The organism is Pseudomonas indica NBRC 103045, assembly GCF_002091635.1.
Classification (GTDB): Bacteria; Pseudomonadota; Gammaproteobacteria; order Pseudomonadales; family Pseudomonadaceae; genus Pseudomonas_M; species Pseudomonas_M indica.
Genome location: NZ_BDAC01000015.1, coordinates 17,936 through 36,912, shown reverse-complemented (window position 1 = coordinate 36,912; position 18,977 = coordinate 17,936). Strand labels below are relative to the sequence as shown.

Annotated in this window: 18 protein-coding genes; 12 read left to right on the top strand and 6 right to left on the bottom strand. The window is 64.3% G+C overall.

All coding sequences use genetic code 11. From position 1 onward, the window contains the following. The first annotated feature begins 39 nt into the window (after positions 1-39). From PIN01S_RS17795 to PIN01S_RS17785, 3 genes are all read left to right on the top strand, one after another. Entirely contained in the window at positions 40-1,410 is a 1,371-nt protein-coding gene (locus PIN01S_RS17795) for a DUF1329 domain-containing protein (RefSeq protein WP_084337422.1), read from the top strand. Positions 1,411-1,601: 191 nt separating this feature from the next. Next, complete coding sequence (locus tag PIN01S_RS17790; RefSeq protein ID WP_090257206.1) at positions 1,602-2,693, top strand: WD40/YVTN/BNR-like repeat-containing protein; 1,092 nt, start codon at positions 1,602-1,604, stop codon at positions 2,691-2,693. 15 nt (positions 2,694-2,708) lie between these two features. After that, positions 2,709-5,072, top strand: coding sequence for an efflux RND transporter permease subunit (locus PIN01S_RS17785; protein ID WP_084337420.1), 2,364 nt, complete (start codon positions 2,709-2,711; stop codon positions 5,070-5,072). A 185-nt stretch (positions 5,073-5,257) separates the two neighbouring features. On the opposite strand, the gene PIN01S_RS17780 is transcribed toward PIN01S_RS17785, so the two are convergent. Together PIN01S_RS17780 and PIN01S_RS17775 are read right to left on the bottom strand one after the other, a co-directional pair. Next, entirely contained in the window at positions 5,258-6,256 is a 999-nt protein-coding gene (locus tag PIN01S_RS17780) for an AraC family transcriptional regulator (RefSeq protein WP_084337418.1), read from the bottom strand. A 100-nt stretch (positions 6,257-6,356) separates the two neighbouring features. After that, positions 6,357-8,555 (bottom strand): putative bifunctional diguanylate cyclase/phosphodiesterase, encoded by a 2,199-nt coding sequence (locus tag PIN01S_RS17775; protein ID WP_084337416.1) that lies wholly within the window; start codon positions 8,553-8,555, stop codon positions 6,357-6,359. Positions 8,556-8,837: 282 nt separating this feature from the next. On the opposite strand from PIN01S_RS17775, the gene PIN01S_RS17770 reads away from it, so the two are divergent. Next, complete coding sequence (locus tag PIN01S_RS17770) at positions 8,838-9,668, top strand: amidohydrolase family protein (protein ID WP_084337414.1); 831 nt, start codon at positions 8,838-8,840, stop codon at positions 9,666-9,668. Positions 9,669-9,677: 9 nt separating this feature from the next. Then, on the top strand, positions 9,678-10,859 hold the full coding sequence (locus PIN01S_RS17765; protein WP_084337412.1) for a CaiB/BaiF CoA transferase family protein: 1,182 nt from the start codon (positions 9,678-9,680) through the stop codon (positions 10,857-10,859). 6 nt (positions 10,860-10,865) lie between these two features. On the opposite strand, the gene PIN01S_RS17760 is transcribed toward PIN01S_RS17765, so the two are convergent. The 4 genes from PIN01S_RS17760 to PIN01S_RS17745 form a co-directional block, all read right to left on the bottom strand. Beyond that, positions 10,866-11,354: a SprT family zinc-dependent metalloprotease gene (locus tag PIN01S_RS17760; protein WP_084337410.1), complete on the bottom strand. Its 489-nt coding sequence runs from the start codon at positions 11,352-11,354 to the stop codon at positions 10,866-10,868. 74 nt (positions 11,355-11,428) lie between these two features. Then, positions 11,429-12,076 carry a Yip1 family protein gene (locus PIN01S_RS17755; RefSeq protein WP_084337407.1) on the bottom strand — a complete coding sequence of 216 codons (648 nt, stop codon included), beginning with the start codon at positions 12,074-12,076 and terminating at the stop codon, positions 11,429-11,431. Between the two features lie 172 nt (positions 12,077-12,248). Further along, entirely contained in the window at positions 12,249-12,848 is a 600-nt protein-coding gene (locus PIN01S_RS17750; RefSeq protein WP_084337405.1) for a Yip1 family protein, read from the bottom strand. A gap of 166 nt (positions 12,849-13,014) precedes the next feature. Further along, entirely contained in the window at positions 13,015-13,611 is a 597-nt protein-coding gene (locus PIN01S_RS17745; protein ID WP_084337403.1) for a DNA-J related domain-containing protein, read from the bottom strand. Positions 13,612-13,695: 84 nt separating this feature from the next. Here PIN01S_RS17745 and PIN01S_RS17740 point away from each other — a divergent pair, with 84 nt between their 5' ends. The 7 genes from PIN01S_RS17740 (at position 13,696) to PIN01S_RS17710 (ending at position 18,976) form a co-directional block, all read left to right on the top strand. Continuing rightward, positions 13,696-14,508 (top strand): DUF547 domain-containing protein, encoded by an 813-nt coding sequence (locus tag PIN01S_RS17740; RefSeq protein ID WP_084337401.1) that lies wholly within the window; start codon positions 13,696-13,698, stop codon positions 14,506-14,508. Positions 14,509-14,592: 84 nt separating this feature from the next. Next, on the top strand, positions 14,593-15,417 hold the full coding sequence (gene ttcA, locus PIN01S_RS17735) for a tRNA 2-thiocytidine(32) synthetase TtcA (protein ID WP_084337400.1): 825 nt from the start codon (positions 14,593-14,595) through the stop codon (positions 15,415-15,417). Positions 15,418-15,467: 50 nt separating this feature from the next. Then, the gene (locus PIN01S_RS17730) at positions 15,468-16,139 is read left to right on the top strand and encodes a DNA-3-methyladenine glycosylase I (protein WP_084337398.1); all 672 of its coding nucleotides are present in this window, start codon (positions 15,468-15,470) and stop codon (positions 16,137-16,139) included. Between the two features lie 59 nt (positions 16,140-16,198). Then, positions 16,199-16,966, top strand: a complete 768-nt coding sequence (locus PIN01S_RS17725; RefSeq protein WP_084337396.1) for an NAD-dependent deacylase — start codon at positions 16,199-16,201, stop codon at positions 16,964-16,966. A gap of 67 nt (positions 16,967-17,033) precedes the next feature. Next, positions 17,034-17,630 (top strand): C40 family peptidase, encoded by a 597-nt coding sequence (locus PIN01S_RS17720; RefSeq protein WP_084337394.1) that lies wholly within the window; start codon positions 17,034-17,036, stop codon positions 17,628-17,630. 120 nt (positions 17,631-17,750) lie between these two features. Then, positions 17,751-18,272, top strand: a complete 522-nt coding sequence (locus PIN01S_RS17715) for a C40 family peptidase (protein WP_084337392.1) — start codon at positions 17,751-17,753, stop codon at positions 18,270-18,272. Between the two features lie 41 nt (positions 18,273-18,313). Further along, positions 18,314-18,976 carry an O-methyltransferase gene (locus PIN01S_RS17710; protein WP_084337390.1) on the top strand — a complete coding sequence of 221 codons (663 nt, stop codon included), beginning with the start codon at positions 18,314-18,316 and terminating at the stop codon, positions 18,974-18,976. Position 18,977: the final 1 nt, after the last annotated feature.

Here is an 18,977-nt window from a genome sequence, read left to right as displayed (position 1 = left end):
CGGGCCGGCGAGGCCCGGCTCACCACGGAGAACACAAGCATGCTGAAGAAGCACTCGCTGATCGGCGCCGCGATTGCCCTGACCCTGTCCGCCAGCGGCGCGCTGGCGGCGGTTTCGCCGCAAGAAGTGGCCAAGCTGGGAACCACCCTGACCCCGTTCGGCGCCGAGAAGGCCGGCAACGCGGCAGGGACCATTCCCGAATGGACCGGCGGCATCACCCAGCCGCCGGCCGACTACAAGAAGCCCGGCCAGCATCACCCGGACCCCTTCGCCGACGACAAGCCGCTGTTCACCATCACCCAGGCCAACCTGGAGCAGTACAAGGCGAACCTGACCCCCGGCCAGATCGCCCTGTTCGCCACCTACCCGAACAGCTTCCAAATGCCGGTCTACCAGAGCCGGCGCTCCGGCTCGGCACCGCAGTGGGTCTATGACAACACGCTGAAGAACGCGACCAGCGCCAAGCTGCTGGACGGCGGCAACGGTTTCGCCGATGCCTTCGGCGGCATCCCGTTCCCGATCCCGCAGAACGGTGTCGAAGCGCTGTGGAACCACATCGCCCGCTACCGTGGCACCTATGTCGTGCGCCGCGCATCGGAAGTGGCGGTGCAGCGCAACGGCGCGTTCAACCTGGTGACTTCCCAGCAGGAAGCCCTGTTCAAGTTCTACGAGCCCAAGGGTTCGTTCGCCAACCTGAACAACATCCTCTTCTATTACCTGTCCTTCACCAAAAGCCCGGCGCGCCTGGCGGGTGGGGCGGTGCTGGTGCACGAGACCCTGGATCAGGTGAAGGAGCCGCGCCAGGCTTGGGGCTACAACGCCGGCCAGCGCCGTGTGCGCCGTGCGCCGAACCTGGCCTACGACACGCCGATCGCCGCCGCCGACGGCCTGCGAACCGCCGACGACACCGACATGTTCAACGGTGCCCCGGATCGCTACGACTGGAAGCTGGTGGGCAAGAAGGAAATCTACATCCCTTACAACAACTACAAGGTCACCAGCCCCGAGGTGAAGTACGAGCAGTTGCTGCAGGTCGGCCATCTGAATCCGGCTGTCACCCGTCATGAGCTGCATCGCGTCTGGGTGGTGGAGGGCACGCTGAAGCCCGGTGCTCGCCATATCTATTCCAAGCGCACCCTCTACCTCGACGAGGACAGCTGGCAGATCGCGGTGGCGGACCAGTACGACGGCCGCGGCGAGCTGTGGCGCGTCTCCATCGCTTATCTGAAGAACTACTACGACCTGCCGACCACTTGGTCCGCGCTCGATGTGTTTCACGATCTGCAGGCGCGCCGCTACCACGTGCAGAACCTGGACAACGAAGAGTCGAGCACCATCGACTTCAGCCAGGCCACGCCGGATGACGGTTACTTCAAGCCGTCGGCCCTGCGTCGGCGCGGTACCCGCTAAGGTTGTATTGGCGAAGGCCGCTCCAGCGTGAGCGGCCTTCGTCCATCAGCCTGGCTGATAGGGCCGGATCACGCGGATTTTGGCTTAACAAAACATAACGTCGCGCTGATTGTCAGGCCTTTTGAAAGCTGGATAGCATAAGCGGCCTGCTTCCAGGCAGACCCACCTATAACAATAAGGGGGAAAGGTGTATGAGTGAGCCCGTCCTGCGGCGCACCCCGTCCGGTTTCGTCGAGCAGTCTTCCCGCTTGCCGACGTTCCGCTTTCTATCGCCGCTGGCTAAAGCGCTCTCGCTGTGCAGTGTGCTGTCCGTCCTGGCCTTCGCCGCTCCGCTGCACGCGGAAGGTTCCACCGATTCCAACCCCGTTTACGCCATCGAGTCGCCCAAGGCCGTGCGTAGCCTGCTGCTCGATGTCACCCGCGCCGGCAAGCGCCTGGTGGCGGTGGGCGATCGTGGCCACATTCTCTATTCCGACGACAACGGCAAGAGCTGGGCGCAGGCCAAGGTGCCGACCCGGCAGATGCTCACTGCGGTGTTCTTCATCGATGAGAAACACGGCTGGGCGGTCGGACACGATGCCCAGGTGCTGGTCACCACCGACGGTGGCAACAGCTGGGCCCGTCAGTACCAGGACCTCGAACGCGAAGCACCGCTGCTGGACATCTGGTTCCAGGACGCCAACCACGGCATCGCCGTCGGTGCCTATGGCGCCCTGCTGGAGACCACCGACGGCGGGCAGAACTGGGAAGACGTCAGCGACCGCCTGGACAACGAAGACGGCTTTCACCTGAACGCCATCGTCGCCGTGAAGGATTCCGGCCTGTTCGTGGTCGGCGAGGCCGGCGCGATGTTCCGTTCCCGCGATTGGGGTCAGACCTGGGAAAAGGTCGAAGGGCCTTACGAGGGCTCGCTATTCGGCGCGCTGGGCACGGCCGAGCCAGGCACCCTGATGGTTTATGGCCTGCGCGGCCACCTGTTTCGCTCCAACGATTTCGGCGATACCTGGGAGCAGCTCGAGCTGAACACCCAGCACAACGGCCCGCTGGAGTTCGGCCTGGCCGACGGCAACCTGCTGGCAGATGGCGCCATCGTGGTCGTCGGGCATGGCGGCAGCGTGCTGAAAAGCACCGACAGCGGCCGCACCTTCAGCGTGACCAATCGACCCGACCGGCTTTCCCTGGCCGGTGTGAGCGCTACGGATGACGGCAACCTGATCCTGGTGGGGCAGGGCGGCGTGCATGTCGCCTCGCCGACTGGCGCCGATCTGGGCCAACAAAAATAAGCCGGGAGCCTTTGCATGAGTAAGCATCAACAACAACCCGCGTCCCTTCTCGAGCGGCTGATCTTCAACAATCGCCCGGCCGTGATCCTGCTGTGTCTGCTGATCAGCATCTTCCTCTTCTACCAGGCTTCCCAGGTTCGCCCGGAAACCAGCTTCGAGAAGATGATCCCGCTGGGGCATCCCTACATCCAGAAGATGCTCGAGCACCGCAACGACCTGGCCAACCTCGGCAACACCGTGCGCATTTCGGTGGAAGCGGTGGAAGGCGACATCTTCACCAAGGAGTACATGGAAACCCTGCGTCAGGTGCATGACGAGGTGTTCTACGTGCCCGGCGTCGACCGCTCCGGCCTGAAATCCCTGTGGAGCCCCAGCGTGCGCTGGACCGAGGTGACGGAAGAAGGCTTCGCCGGCGGCGAGGTGATTCCCCAGACCTACGACGGCTCCCCCGAGAGCCTGGAAGCCCTGCGCGCCAACATCCTGAAATCGGGCCAGATCGGCCGCCTGGTGGCGAACAACTTCAAGTCGAGCATCGTCGATGTGCCGCTGCTGGAGTCTTACCCGGACCCGCAGGACCAGAGCAAGCTGCTCAAGCTGGACTACCAGAAGTTCTCCCACGAACTCGAGGAGAAGATCCGCGAGAAATACCAGGCGCAGAACCCGAATGTGAAAATTCACATCATCGGCTTCGCCAAGAAAGTCGGTGACCTGATCGACGGCCTGATCGGCGTGGCGTTGTTCTTCGCCGTGGCCATCGGCATCACCTTCGTGCTGCTGCTGTGGTTCACCCGCTGCTTCAAGAGCACCCTGGCGGTGGTCTTCACCACCCTGATCGCGGTGGTCTGGCAACTCGGCTTGCTGCACACCCTGGGCTTCGGGCTCGATCCATATTCCATGCTGGTGCCGTTCCTGGTTTTTGCCATCGGCATTTCCCATGGCGTGCAGAAGATCAACGGCATCGCCATGGCCTCGGGCGAGGCGACCAATGCCCTGAGCGCGGCGCGCATGGCCTTCCGCCAGTTGTTCATTCCCGGCCTGGTGGCGTTGCTCTCCGACGCGGTGGGCTTCATCACCCTGCTGCTGATCGACATCGGCGTGATCCGCGAGCTGGCCATCGGCGCTTCCATCGGCGTGGCGGTGATCATCCTCACCAACCTGATCCTGCTGCCGGTCACCATCTCCTACATCGGCATCAGCAAGCGCGCGGTGCAGAAGAGCCGCGACGAGGCCGCCCGGGAGCATCCGTTCTGGCGCCTGATCGCCAACTTCGCCCATCCGGTGGTGGCGCCGATCTCGGTGGTCATCGCCCTGCTGGCCTTCGGTGGCGGTATCTGGTACGGCCAGAACCTGAAGATCGGCGACCTCGATCAGGGCGCGCCGGAGCTGCATCCGGACTCGCGCTACAACCTGGACAACGATTTCGTCATCCGCAACTACTCGACCAGCTCCGACGTGCTGGTGGTAATGGTCAAGACCGGGCCGGAAGGCTGCTCGACCTACCAGACCCTGTCGGCGATGGACGAGCTGATGTGGAAGATGGAGAACACGGCCGGGGTGCAGTCGGCGATTTCCATGGTCACCGTCTCCAAACAGGTGATCAAGGGCATGAACGAGGGCAACCTGAAGTGGGAAACCCTGTCGCGCAACCAGGACGTGCTGAACAACTCCATCGCCCGTGCCGAGGGGCTGTACAACACCGACTGCTCGCTGGCGCCGGTGCTGGTGTTCCTCAACGACCACAAGGCGGAAACCCTGGAGCACGTGGTCGCCGCGGCCAAGTCGTTCGCCGATGAGCACAACAAGGATGACCTGCAGTTCCTCCTGGCGGCCGGCAACGCCGGTATCGAGGCGGCCACCAACGAAGTGATCGCGGCCTCCGAGACCACCATGCTGATCGCGGTCTACGCGGCGGTGATCTTCATGTGCCTGCTGACCTTCCGCTCGGTGGCGGCGACCCTCTGCGTGATCCTGCCGCTGGTGCTGACTTCGGTGCTGGGCAACGCGCTGATGGCTTACCTGGGCATTGGCGTGAAGGTCGCCACCCTGCCGGTAATCGCCCTCGGCGTGGGGATCGGCGTGGACTACGGCATCTATATCTACAGCCGTCTGGAAACCTACCTGCGCCAGGGCATGCCCTTGCAGGAGGCGTACTACGAGACCCTCAAATCCACCGGCAAGGCGGTGCTGTTCACCGGCGTCTGCCTGGCGATCGGCGTGGCCACCTGGATCTTCTCGGCGATCAAGTTCCAGGCGGACATGGGCCTGATGCTGACCTTCATGTTCCTCTGGAACATGGTGGGCGCGATCTGGCTGCTCCCGGCTCTGGCGCGCTTCATGATCAAGCCGGAGAAGCTGCGTCAGGCAGCGGCTGCGGCCTGATCGGGGCGAGTGAAAGAAAACCGCGGCTTCGGCCGCGGTTTTTGTTTGTGAGGTGTACCGTTCATGTAGGAGCGAGCTCTGCTCGCGAAGCGGAATGTTGCCGAACGCACGAATCGCCAGCAGAGCTGGCTCCTACGAAAAACAGTTCGGTGTGGCGCGTAATGGGAGTGGTTTGCCAACCGCCCTCAGCCCTCCTGGCTGCGGTAGGCGCCCGGTGTCAAGCCGGTCCATTTCTTGAAGGCGCGGTGGAAGGCCGAGGGTTCGGAGAAGCCGAGCTGTTCGGCGATGTCTTGGATCGACAGCTCGTCGCGTCCGAGGTGGTAGATCGCCAGGTCGCGGCGCAGATGGTCCTTCAGCTCCTGGAAGCTGGAGCCTTCCTCGCGCAGGTGGCGGCGCAGGGTCTGTGGGCTCATGTGCAGCTGCTGCGCCACGCTTTCCAGGTCTGGCCAGCGGATGCAGTCGCGGCCGAGCAGGCGGCGGATCTGGCTGGTCAGGCTGTCGCCGCTGTCCGGACGGGCCAGCAGGTCGGCTGGCGAGTATTCGAGAAAGTGCTTGAGCGTGCGCTCGTCCTGCAGCAACGGCATGGCCAGGTAGCGGGCCTGGAACAGCAGGCTGGTGGTGCCTGCATCGAAGCGTCGGCGGCAGGGGAAGAGCAGGTCGTATTCAGCGGCATGGGCCGGCTCGGCATAGGTGAAGGTGGCTTCCTCGAGGCGGATACGCTGGCCGATCAACCAACTGCCGAGGCGGTGCCAGATCACCAGCAGGCTTTCCACCAGGAAATGATCCGGGTCCCATAGGTGGGTATCGCCGACCGTCAGGCGCGCCCAGTCGCCTTCCCGTTGCAGGTGAATGGTTGGTGCCTCGGGGAATAGGCCATAGAACAGCGTGCCGCGGGTCAGCGCCTTTTCCAGGGTACGGCAGTGGATGATGGCGTGACACATCATGGCGAAGGTGCCGCGCTTGCTGCGCTGGTGGCAGAAGCCGAGGTATTCGTCGTCGAGAAATTCCCAGAGCAACTGGATCAGCCTGGCGAACTGCTCCGGCGCCACCCGCGCGCGCGACTCTTCCAGCACGGCCGGCTGGATGCCGGCCCGGCGCAGCAGCGGGACGCAGTCGTGGCCTTGGCGTTCGGCACCCCGCAGGGCCGCACGGACGAAATGGCTGGCGATGGTGCGTTCGCGCATGGCGACTCTCGAGAAGGGCGGAAGCCCGATGGTAGGAGGCACGGCCAACCCAGGACAAGGCGGATTCGCGCCCAACGACAGGGGAGAAGCGCCAGGCGGATCAGCGCGTGGGCAAGTCGGCGATGAAATCGGGCAACTGCTCGGCGCTCATAGGGCGGGCGAACAGATAGCCCTGGGCCTGCCGGCAGCCCAGTTCGCACAGCTTGTCCGCGGTCTCCCGGTCTTCCACGCCTTCGGCAATGGTCTTCAGGCCCAGGGAGGCGGCCATATTGAGAATGGCGCTGACCAGCGCCCCGGCGTCGGCGGTCACGGTCAGGTCGCGAATGAACGACTGGTCGATCTTCAATTTGTCGACCGCCAGGTGGCGCAGGTACGACAGGCTGGAAAAACCGGTGCCGAAGTCATCGATGGACAGCCGTACCCCCAGTGCCTTGAGACGTCGGACGGTGGCCTGCACCTGCTCGGTGTCCTCGATCAGGCTGGACTCGGTCAACTCCAGTTCCAGCGCGGAAGCGGGCAGGCCGGTGGCGGCCAGGGCGGAGAGCACGCTGTCTTCTACCTTGCCGTCGTGCAACTGGATCGCCGACAGGTTGACCGCCACCCGGGGGATCGGCACCCCGCTCTGGCGCCACTGCACGGCCTGGCGGCAGGCCTGGTGGATGATCCAGTCGCCGATGGGAATGATCAGCCCGCTTTCTTCTGCGGCGGCGATGAAGCGCCCGGGCATCAACAGGCCCAACTGCGGGTGTTGCCAGCGCACCAGGGCTTCGGCGCCAATGATCGCGCCGCTGTCGAGGTCGAATTGCAATTGGTAATGGAGCTGCAACTGATCTTCGTCCAAGGCGCGCCGCAGGCCGTTGAGCAGGTTCAGGCGTTCGCTCATTTCGGTGTTCATCGCGGCGTCGTAGAAGCACCAGGGCTGCCGGTTGCTGCGCTTGGCCTGGTACATGGCGGTTTCGGCGTTGCGCAGCAGGGTCTGGAAGTCGAGCCCGTCGTGCGGAGACAGCGCCACGCCGATGGAGGCGGAAACCTCGAGGCTTTGGCCGAACAGCGGGAAGGGCGCTTTCAGGTGTTGGATGATCCTATCCGGCACCGCCGCGGCGGATTCGGCGTCGGCAAGATCGGTGAGCAGGATGGCGAACTCGTCGCCACCGGGACGGCAGACGGTATCGGCATCGGTCACGCAGTTGCGCAGGCGCTCGGCGATGGCGCGCAACAGTCCGTCGCCGTGGGCATGGCCGAGAGAGTCGTTGATCAGCTTGAAGCCGTCGATGTCCATGCACAGCAGGGCGACCTGGCTGTGATTGCGCTGGGCAGCAGCCAGCGCCTGTTCGGCACGGTCCTGCAGCAGCGTCAGGTTGGGCAGGCCGGTCAATCCGTCGTAGAACGCCAGGCGGTCGGCGCGTTGTTCGGCGGCATCGCGCTGGGCGATGGCAACGCTCAGACGCTCATAGGGCTCGCGCACGCTGGAGACGAACACCACCCGGTAGATGAAGCAGTAGCCGATGATTTTGTAGAGGTGGCCGAGCAGGGCGAAGATGTCGTTGACGTTGTTATAGGCGGTGAAGCACAGCTCGGACAGGATCGCGATCAGCGTCGCGGCGAGCATGCCGCCGGCGTCGTACGGCGGATTTTCCGCCCGGGCCTGGGAAAAGCGCAGGGCGGCGACCACCAGCAGCGCGATGATCAGCCACTCGATGGCGATCTTCAGCGGCGTCAGGCCCTTGCCCTCGATGAAGGTGCGCGGCCAGATGTCCGGGTAGCGGAGCTGCAGGTAACTCAGCACGGCGACCAGCACCAGCGTGACGCTGAGCAGGGCATAACGGCGGCGGGCGGATGCCAGCGGGCGCCAGGAGCGGAAGGCGATGGTCAGCAGCGTGAGGGCCGCAATCGACCGGGCGGCCAGCCAGAAATAGATGGCTTTTTCCGGCGAGGCCGGCGTGACGAAATCGGGCATGCCTTTGTAGGACAACGCATGGACGAAATCCAGCAGGCCGACGGCGAGGAAGCCGCAGGCCAGCACGACGAGGTTGGCCGGGCGTTCCGGCCGGTAGGCGTGCCAGGTCACGGCGAAGACCAGGATCGCGATGGCGACGGCGCTGGATTCGATGAGGGTGTGCAACGAAACCGGGAACCACTGGTTGCTCAGGCGCAGCCCGTAGGCGGCTGGCAGCGTCCATACGGCCAGCAGCAACAGGGTCAGGACGGCCAGCAACAGAAAGGTGATGTGCTGCGACAGGGAGCTGCTCGCGGTGCAAGGAGCCGGTGTGGATGAGGCTGGCGGCGTGGTGTCGGACATCGTGAAAACTGCATGGGTGGGGCGGCCGTTCCGGAGCCGCCGGGCTTCGAGGACTTTACCTGTCTTTGCTGTCACATTGCCACATACTCATTGGGGACTATTCAACGGCGGGCTTTTGTGCTCCGGCGGTGTGGCGTCTGGCCGAAAGCGTCAATCGTGCTGAGCGCTTGCGTCATTGAGCGGCCTGAGCCGCGACGCCTAACCTGCCTATCCATCCGAACCGCAAGGCTGTAGGGGCGAATTCTTCGCCCAGCGGACATCACGGCTGAAAGGAGAACGACCATGTCGCTTCGGAGCGGTGCCATCGACGCCTGGGCCCAGCCGGCCATGGGTAACCTGCGTGAACGGATGCCCGAAGTGGCTCGACTGTTCGAGAAATCCGGCTCCGCCGACCTGCTCGAGCGGCGCCTCGATCCGGCGCAGACCGTCGCCGAAATGGACAAGGCCGGCGTCGACACGCTGATGCTCGCCGCCTGGTGCCGTCCCGAGGGCTGGGTGATCGACAATGACCAGATCGCCGAATTCACCCACGCCTTCCCGGATCGCTTCGTCGGCGTCGCCACCGTCGACCTGGGCAAGCCCATGGCCGCCGTGCGCGAGCTGGAGCGGGCGGTGACCGAGCTGGGCTGCAAGGCGCTGCGGGTGGTGCCCTGGCTGTGGAAGCTGCCGCCGGACGACCGGCTCTATTACCCGCTCTACGTGAAGTGCATCGAACTCGACATCCCGTTCTGCACCCAGGTCGGTCACACCGGGCCGCTGATGCCCTCCGAGACCGGCCGGCCGGTGCCCTACCTGGATCGCGTCGCACTGGATTTCCCCGAGCTGCGCATCGTCGCCGGCCACATCGGCCATCCCTGGACCGACGAAATGATCGGCGTGGCCTGGAAGCACGACAACGTGTTCATCGATACCTCCGCCTACCTGCCTCGCTATTACCCGTCGCAGTTGCTGCACTTCATACGGAGCTACGGGCAGGATAAGGTCCTGTTCGGCAGCAACTTCCCGCAGTTGTCGCTGAGCCGCTGCATGGAGCAGGTGAAGGGCCTGGACCTTCCCGCCGAGGTGGAGGCGAAGTTCCTGCGCGGCAACGCGAGGCGTGTATTCAAACTCTGAGGAGTGCTCATGAAAGGCCCGCTGTCCTCCCTCAAGATTCTCGATTTCTCCACCCTGTTGCCGGGGCCTTTCGCCTCGCTGCTACTGGCCGACATGGGCGCCGACGTGCTGCGGGTCGAGTCGCCCGGGCGCATGGACCTGGTGCGCCTGCTACCGCCCCATGACGGCGATACCTCGGCCAGCCATGCCTACCTCAACCGCAACAAGCGCTGCATTGCCCTGGATCTGAAGAAACCGGAAGCGGTGGAGGTGGTGAAGCAACTGGTGGGCGAATACGACATCGTGCTCGAACAGTTCCGCCCCGGTGTGATGGATAAGCTCGGCGTCGGTTATGAGGCCCTGAAGGCGATCAATCCCCGGCTGATCTACGTGTCGATCACCGGTTATGGCCAGACCGGCCCCTACAAGGATCGCGCCGGGCACGACATCAACTACCTGGCCCTGGCCGGTGTCGCCAGCTACACCGGCCGGCGCGACACTGGCCCGTTGCCGCTGGGCGTGCAACTGGCGGATATCGCCGGCGGCTCGTTGCATGGCGTCATGGGCCTGCTGGCCGCGGTGATCCACCGCCAGCAGACGGGGGAGGGCCAGCAGGTGGATGTCAGCATGACCGACTGCGCCTTCAGCCTGAACGGCATGGCCGGTGCCGGCTACCTGGCCTGTGGCGTGGAGCCGGACATGGAAAGCCAGGCGCTGAACGGCGGCAGCTTCTACGACTATTACCGGACCCGCGACGGCCGCTGGTTTTCGGTGGGCAGCCTGGAGCCGCAGTTCATGCTGCAGTTCTGCCAGGCCATCGGCCGCCCGGAGCTGGCTGCCCGTGGCTTGTCGCCGAGTGCGGAGGAGCAGCGCCTGCTCAAGCGGGAGATCGCCATCGAGCTGGAAAAGCGCGACTTCGCCGACTGGTGCGAGCGTTTCGCCGCGGTGGACGCTTGCGTCGAACCGATGCTGAGCCTGTCCGAGGCCGTGGAACATCCCCAACTGCGGGCTCGCGGTCTTGTGGTGGGCGTGCCGCGCGACGGAGCGGCGCCGCAGCGGCAGATGGCCTGCCCGATCAAATTCTCCGCCGGGCTGCCGGAGCCCCGTCACATCGGCATGCCGGTGGGCGCGCATACCGAAGAGGTGCTGGCCGGCCTCGGTTATGCGGAAACACGCATCGCAGAACTCAAGGCTGCCGGGGTTATCGCCTGAGGATATTCACTCCCGGCTTTGCTGGCCGGTGAAGACCAGGGTCGCCTTGCAACGTCGGCAGTAGTAGCGGCGGCCCTTGCCGACCAGGGCGTGGCGTTGGGCGGAGAAGGGGAAATCCTGGCACTGGCAACGGTACAGATAGCGGGTCACGCTGCGGCGCTTGATCGCATAGTTGTGGCAGCGGTTCGGCGGCAATTCGTAGACGCCGCGCATGATCAACTGCCACTCCTCGCCGTGCGGCTTGATCCGCGGGCCGAACAACTGATGCGCGATCAGGTGGGCCACCTCGTGGGCGACGGTCTGGCGCAGGAAGTCCTCGCTGTTCTCGCGATAGAGCTGCAGGTTGAAACGCAGCAGGTTCTCGTCCAGATGGGCGACGCCGGCTTTCTGCCCCCGTAGCTTGAGGCTGACCCGGGGGCGCGGAAAGCTGCGCTTGAAGAAGGCTTCGGCCTGCTGATAGCAGGCCTCGACGCGGGTATTGAGCAATTCGGGCATGAAACGGGGCACTCCAGAGCCCCGCGATTATGCCGCAAACCCTGTCCTCGCCGAACCGCTTGCCTGCCGAGCGGTTACTGCGGGCGTTCGTCCTGGGTCGGATAGGCCTGGTCCTGGATCGTCGGCCGCTCGTAGTCGGGCAGCAGGACGTACTGCCAGTGCAGGATCATGCTGACCAAGATAGTCACCAGGACCAGCAAACCGACGCCCCAGATCGAACTGGCATAGGGGAACGCCTGCTCGTTGCTGATGCGCATGAAGCGCGGCAGGCCGACATACAGCAGGAAGGTGGCGTAGCCCGAGGCCAGCAGCAATACGGCCAGCGCCAGCCAGCGGCTGGGGTAGAGAGCGGCCAGGCCGGCGATGAAATAGGGCGTGGCGATGTAGGCCATGAAACCGACGCACTGGTTGAACGTAGGGCGGGAATCGAAGGTGCGCGACATCCAGCGGATGAACCAGCCCATCAGCAGCGTGCCGAGCATGATGGTGAGGTAGAGCAGGGCGCTGAGTTGGAATGCGCTGACCGTGGTCAGCATCACCCGCTCGTCTTCCACCAGGCTCCAGCCCACCCGGGTGGTGCCGATGAACAGGCTGATCGCGGGAATCAGCGCGAGCAGCAGCAGGTGTGGCAGGTAGTGGAAACTGTTGCGGTCTTCGCCCTGGCGGATTTCTTCCCAGGCGTGCTCGGGATGGGTCATCAGTTCCAGAAAGTGCGGAATCATGCGAGGCCTCCTCCGTTCCTTTGCGACCCGGCCCCGGCACTGCCGGAAACGGGGCTGGTTAAAGGGTTAGACGGCCAAGCGGGGCAGGGTTTCAAATTTTTCCCGGTGCGGGGTTCCGTTCCGGCAAAAAAGAGGCCGCCTCGTGGCGGCCTCGTCGAAGAGAAAACCTGGCTCAACTGGTATAGACAGGTCCCATGCCCATACCCCAGAGAATCACCGAGATCGCAATCATCGCCACCAGCACTACCAACCCCACCGCCAGCACCGAACTGGAGAACAGGAAGCCCTCGTCCTCGGGGATGTTCATGAAGGTAGGGATGCCCACATAGAGCAGGTATACCGTGTAGCAAATCGCCGCGGTCCCCACCAGCATCGCCAGCCAGAGGTTGGGATACAGCGCCGCGAGACCGCCAATGAACAGCGGAGTGGCGGTATAGGCCGCGAAGACCACGCACTGCGCCAGGCTCGGGCTGGCATCGTAGGTACGGGCCATCCACTTGATGAACGCACCCATGACCGCAACGCCGGCCAGCATCGCCAGATAGGACATGATGGTCATTTGCAGTGCACTGGCCTCCGTGAGCTTCACGGGTGTGCTGCTGCCATGGGCCCAGCCGACCTGCGTGGTACCGATATAAGCAGAAATGACCGGAATGGCCGCAAGGATCAGAACGTGGGTCAGGTACATGTGGCTGATGGTTTCTTCCTCGCCACGGATTTCCTGCCATTCCTGGTCGGGATGGGTGAAAAGCCCCCAAACGTGATGGATCATGCCAACACCTCCTCTTGTTATAACGATCGCCCCCCAGCGATGCGCCCGGCGCGCATGCACAGCGCCACCGGGTGCGAGGCCGAACCTATGCGACCGTATGTCGCAGTATAGGCATGCGCTGGAGCCCGCGCAGCGCGCGGCTTTAGAGCGAATTCGTCTCTGCGGGTCAGGTGTAATAGCGTTGTAGTATTTCCATCGCCCGGTTGATCGACTGCAGGCGCGATGTGCTGCCGCCGCGATCCGGGTGGTGCAGGCTGACCAACTGGCGATAGCGCAGCTTGATGGTGGCGAGATTGACGGGTTCGTCCAGCCGGTCCAGTTCGAACAGTTCCAGCGCGGCGCGCTTCTCGTCGCCGCCTTGCATGCGCGTCCAGAAGCTGGCCAGCAGTTTCTCGACGTCCTGCTCGGTGGTCTCGCGCAGATGGCGCATGTCCAGGTAGTACTCGCGCAGCGGGTCTTGTTCGCTCAGCTCCGCCGTGCCGCTTTGGTAGGGATGCAGCTGGATGTGCAGCGCGCTGATCTCGAGATGGGCCGAGCTTTCCTCCCAGAGCCGGTCGCGCAGCCGGTAGAGGGCGTTGAACAGCAGGAAATGGGTGCGGAACAGCACCAGTCGGTCGGTCAGCGACAGGTGCGGGATATGCGTCGATCGACGCGCCCTGAGCTGCTGGATCAACTGGTATTCGCTGCAACCGTCGTTCGCTTCGCGTAGCAGAGAGAACAACTGGTCGGCGAGATCGAGGGTGGGGTCGAGATCGGAAGCCATGGGACGAGCCTATCACGCTTCCGGAGTTGCCGATGAACTTGAGCGGCTCGCTCCGGTCCCAGGTGCGTCGAACGGAGGATGTGCATGACCCTGCTACGCTGGATGAGCGCCGCTTTGCTGATATTCGCCGCTGTGCGGGTGGCCGTTGCCACGCCCGCCATGGAGCCCTGGGAGATCTGGCATCGCAGCGACGAGACGCGGGCGGCGAGCATCGACCACAGCGCCTGGCAGGAGCTGCTGACGCTTTACCTGGACGACCGCCATCCCAGCGGTATCGCCCGTTTCGACTATGCCCGGGTGGACCCTGATCATGTCCGCCTGCTGGACATCTACCTGGAGCAGCTCGCGGCGCTCGATCCGCGCCAGTTCACCCGCGACGAGCAGCGCGCCTACTGGATCAACCTTTACAACGCACTGACCGTGCGCCTGGTGCTGCAGCATTATCCGGTCCGTTCGGTCATCCGCCTGGGCGGCTGGTACCGGCTCGGGCCGTGGGACCTGGATTTGGTGGAAGTCGCCGGCCACCGGCTCAGCCTCAACGACATCGAGCACCGTATCCTGCGGCCGTTCTGGCGAGACCCGCGGCTGCACTACGCGCTCAACAACGGCAGCCTGGGCAGTCCGAACCTGGCCGCCGAGGCGTTTACCGCGCAGAACAGCGAGCGTTTGCTCGACCAGGGCGCACGGGCCTACATCAATCATCCGCGTGGCGTCGACTTCGAGAAGGGCCAGTTGGTGCTCTCGAAGCTCTACGACTGGTTTCCCGCCGATTTCGGCGGCGAAGCCGGCTTGCTCCAGCACCTGACGGCCTACGCGGAGCCAGAGCTGGCACGGCGCCTGGCGAGTTTCGAGGGCGGCGTTCGCTATCGCTTCGACTGGGATCTCAACGAACCCTGAGCGCTCCTGATCGGCGGGTTGGGGCTGGCGGCGCTTTCCGCGTAAAATGCCGGCCTTTCGCAACTCCCCGGATTCCAGAGCACCATGGGTACCCTTTCGGTCAACCAGAACAAACTGCAGAAACGCCTGCGCCGCCTCGCCGGCGAAGCCATCGCCGACTTCAACATGATCGAGGACGGCGACAAGGTCATGGTCTGCCTGTCCGGCGGCAAGGACAGCTACACCATGCTCGACGTGCTGCTGTACCTGCAGAAGGTCGCGCCGATCAAGTTCGAGATCGTCGCGGTGAACATGGACCAGAAACAACCCGGCTTCCCCGAGCACGTGCTGCCGGAATACCTGAAATCCCTCGGTGTGGAACACCACATCATCGAGAAGGACACCTACTCGGTGGTGAAGGAAAAGATTCCCGAAGGTAAGACCACCTGCTCGCTGTGCTCGCGCCTGCGCCGCGGCACGCTCTACACCTTCGCCGACGAAATCGGCGCGACCAAGATGGCCCTGGGGCATCACCGCGACGACATTCTCGAAACCTTCTTCCTCAACATGTTCTATGGCGGCACCCTCAAGGCCATGCCGCCCAAGCTGCTTTCCGACGACGGCCGCAATGTGGTGATCCGTCCGCTGGCCTACTGCAATGAAGCGGACATCGAGGCCTATGCGCGGATGAAGGAATTCCCGATCATCCCGTGCAACCTGTGCGGTTCGCAGGAGAACCTGCAGCGCAAGGTGGTCAAGGAAATGCTCCAGGAATGGGAACGCAAGTCGCCGGGACGCACCGAGATCATGTTCCGCGCCTTGCAGAACGTGGTGCCGTCGCAATTGGCCGACCGCAACCTGTTCGACTTCGCCAGCCTGCGTATCGATGACAGCGCCACGCCGCGTTTTCTCGATGTGATGAGCCTGTAACCGCGGCAGCGAGCTGCAATCCGCCAGCGATGAGCAAGGAGCGAAAGCGCGTGCGTGACTACACCTGGTTGTACGAGTTCTGCCTGAACCGCTTCGGCTCTCGCGAAGCCCTGGAAGCGCGCCTGCCGGCGCCCAGGAGCGACGCGGAGCTGCGCGACCTGGGCGACGACCGCTACCTGTCGACGATCAGCCTGCGCATCTTCCGGGCCGGCCTCAAGCACAGCCTGGTGGACGCCAAGTGGCCAGCGTTCGAAGAGGTCTTCTTCGGCTTCGATCCGGAAAAGGTCGCGCTGATGAGTGCCGAACACCTGGAGCGGCTGATGCAGGACGAGCGGTTGATCCGCCACCTGGGCAAGCTCAAGAGCGTGCCGCGCAACGCTCAGATGGTGCTCGACGTGGCGCGGGAAAAGGGCCGCTTCGGGGCGCTGATCGCCGACTGGCCGGTGACCGATATCGTCGGTCTGTGGAAATACCTGGCCAAGCACGGCAACCAGCTTGGCGGAATGTCGGCACCGCGCTTCCTGCGCATGGTCGGCAAGGACACCTTCATCCCCACCGACGACATGGTGGCGGCGCTCAAGGCCCAAGGCATCGTCGACAAGACGCCGACCAGCCAGAAGGATCTCGCCATCGTTCAGGACACCTTCAACCGCTGGCATGCCGAGAGCGGTCGACCGCTGTGCCAGTTGTCGGTGATGCTGGCGCACACCGTGAATCATTGAAACCTGCCAGGGTCCACTGCGCACTGGCGGGACGGGCAGGCTAATCGCAGGAGATCGGCTTGGAACACGACATCATCCGCGTCGCCGAAGCCTTGAGGAAGGCGGAGCGCATCCTGGTGATCACCGGAGCGGGTGTGTCCGCCGACTCCGGCCTGCCTACCTACCGTGGCCTGGGCGGCCTCTACAACGGCAGCACGGAAGAGGGGCTGCCCATCGAGGCGGCGCTGTCCGGGCCGATGCTGCGGCGCGATCCGGGGCTCTGCTGGAAATACCTCGCCGAACTGGGCAAAGCCTGCCTGGGCGCGCGTCCCAACGCCGGGCACGAGGCCATTGCCGAACTGCAGCGGCGCAAGCCCGGCTGCTGGGTGCTGACCCAGAATATCGACGGCTACCACCGGGCCGCCGGCAGCCCGCCGGAGCGCCTGATCGAGATCCATGGCGAGCTGGCGCCCCTTTTCTGCCAGTCCTGCGGGGCGGAGAGCCCCGAGCTGGAAGAGCATTTGCTACGCCCGCTGCCACCGTTGTGCGGGCAATGTGGCGGCGTCCTGCGGCCGCCGGTGGTGCTGTTCGAGGAAATGCTGCCCGAGCGGGCCATCGAAGCGCTCTATGCCGAACTGCGCAAAGGCTTCGACGCCGTTCTGGCGGTCGGCACCACGGCGAGCTTCCCCTATATCGTCGAGCCGGTGCTGCACACACGGGCGACGGGTGGCTTCACCGTGGAGATCAACCCCGGCTTCACGGACCTGAGCACGACCGTGGACATCCGGTTGGCGGGGAGGGCCTTAGATGTTTTGCCGAGAATACTGAGTCACATTCCCTCCAATTAAATTTGCATATGGAGGAACGAAAAGGCATATTCGCGCCTTCTTCAGAATTCCCGACACGGTCGTGCCCATGCTCAAGCGCTTCGCACCCCTCGTGCCTGTTGCCTTTACCCTGCTGCTGACCGCCTGCGCCGGCTATGCGCCGCAGCCCCAGGCTACCGTCGCTCCGTCCCTTCCAGCGGCCGACGAACCCACCGCCGCCCAACTGGCGGACCTGACCGACGACCAGTCCTACGAACTGCCCAGTCTGGCGGATAGCATCCGTGAACGCGGCCTCGAACTGGTCGGTACGCCGTACCGCTTCGGTGGTCGGTCGGAGAAGACCGGGTTCGATTGCAGCGGTTTCGTCGGCTACCTGTTCCGCGAGGAGGCGGGCATCCTGCTGCCGCGCTCCACGCGCGAGATGATCAACCTGAAGGCGCCGCTGGTTTCCCGCGACGAGCTGGAGCCGGGCGACATCCTGTTCTTCAACGACCGCGGCCGTGGCCGGGTCAGCCACGCTGCCATCTATATCGGCGACGACCAGTTCGTCCATTCCTCCAGTCGCCGCAGCGGCGGCGTGCGGGTAGATAGCCTGGATGACCGCTACTGGAGCGCCAGCTACATGGAAGCCAAGCGCGTCCTGGCGCACGCTCCCACCGAGAACAATCCGCTGCACCGTCGCTGACAGTGTCCGACGTTCTGCCATGTCGTGACGGAACGTCGGCAGTCCCGAGGCGGCACAGGGCTTGCGCCAGAGCCTCGCAGCCGGCAGAGTAGGGCGCATTCTGCAACGGAACGCCCGCCCATGCCTGCAACGGCTCGCCTCCTGCTTCTCGTTCTCGCTGCGCTGCTCACTGCCTGCGCCGGCCACGCCCCCTCTCCCGGTCCCGTCATCACCACCCCCAGCGCGAGCTACCCGCCGGTCGCCGACGATGTGCTGATCCGTGCCATCGGACTGGTCGGCACTCCTTATCGCTATGGCGGCAACACACCGGACTCCGGTTTCGATTGCAGCGGCCTGATCGGCTACGTCTACCGGGATGCCGCCGGCATCAGCCTGCCGCGCTCGACCCGTGAGTTGCTGGCCATGCGCGTACCCAATGTCAGCGTCAGGGCCTTGCAGCCCGGCGATCTGGTGTTCTTTTCCACCCAAGGGGGCGGCAAGGTCAGTCATGCCGGCATCTACGTCGGCGAAGGCCGCTTCGTCCATGCCCCGTCCAGCGGTGGAACCGTGCGTCTGGACAGCCTGTCCACAGCCTACTGGCAGAAAAGCTATCTGAACGCCAAGCGCGTGCTGGACAGCGGCCCCCTCGCCCGGAATCCGTGATCCGTTCTGTTCGCTGGCAACCTGACGGGTTGGAGAAGCCCATGACCAACCGAACCCTGAATTTGGACGACGCCCTATACCGCTACCTGCTGGACGTTTCGTTGCGCGAGAGCGAGGTACAGCGCCGCCTCCGCGAAGAAACCGCCGGGCTGCCCACCGCCGGCTGGCAGATCGCCCCGGAGCAGGGGCAATTCATGGGCCTGCTGGTCCAGTTGACTGGCGCGCGGCGTCTGCTGGAAATCGGCACCTACACCGGCTACAGCGCACTCTGCATGGCCATGGCCCTGCCGGAGGGTGGCGAACTGATCTGCTGCGACGTTTCCGAGGAGTACACCTCGATTGGGCGTCGCTACTGGCGGGAGGCCGGCGTGGAGGGACGTATCCAAGTCAGGCTGGCGCCTGCACTGGAGACGCTGGAGGCCTTGCTTCGCGAAGGGCAGGGCAGCCGCTTCGACCTGGTCTTCGTGGACGCCGACAAAACCAACTATCCGGCCTATTTCGAGCAGGCCCTCGCACTGCTGCGGCCCGGCGGCCTGATCCTGTTCGACAACACGTTGTGGAGCGGGCGCGTCCTCGAAACCCAGCCGGAAAGCGCCGACACACGGGCGATCCAGGCATTGAACCGGGCCTTGAGAGATGATGCGCGGATCGATCTGTCCCTGCTGCCCATCGGCGATGGCCTGACGCTTTGTCGCAAACGCTGAT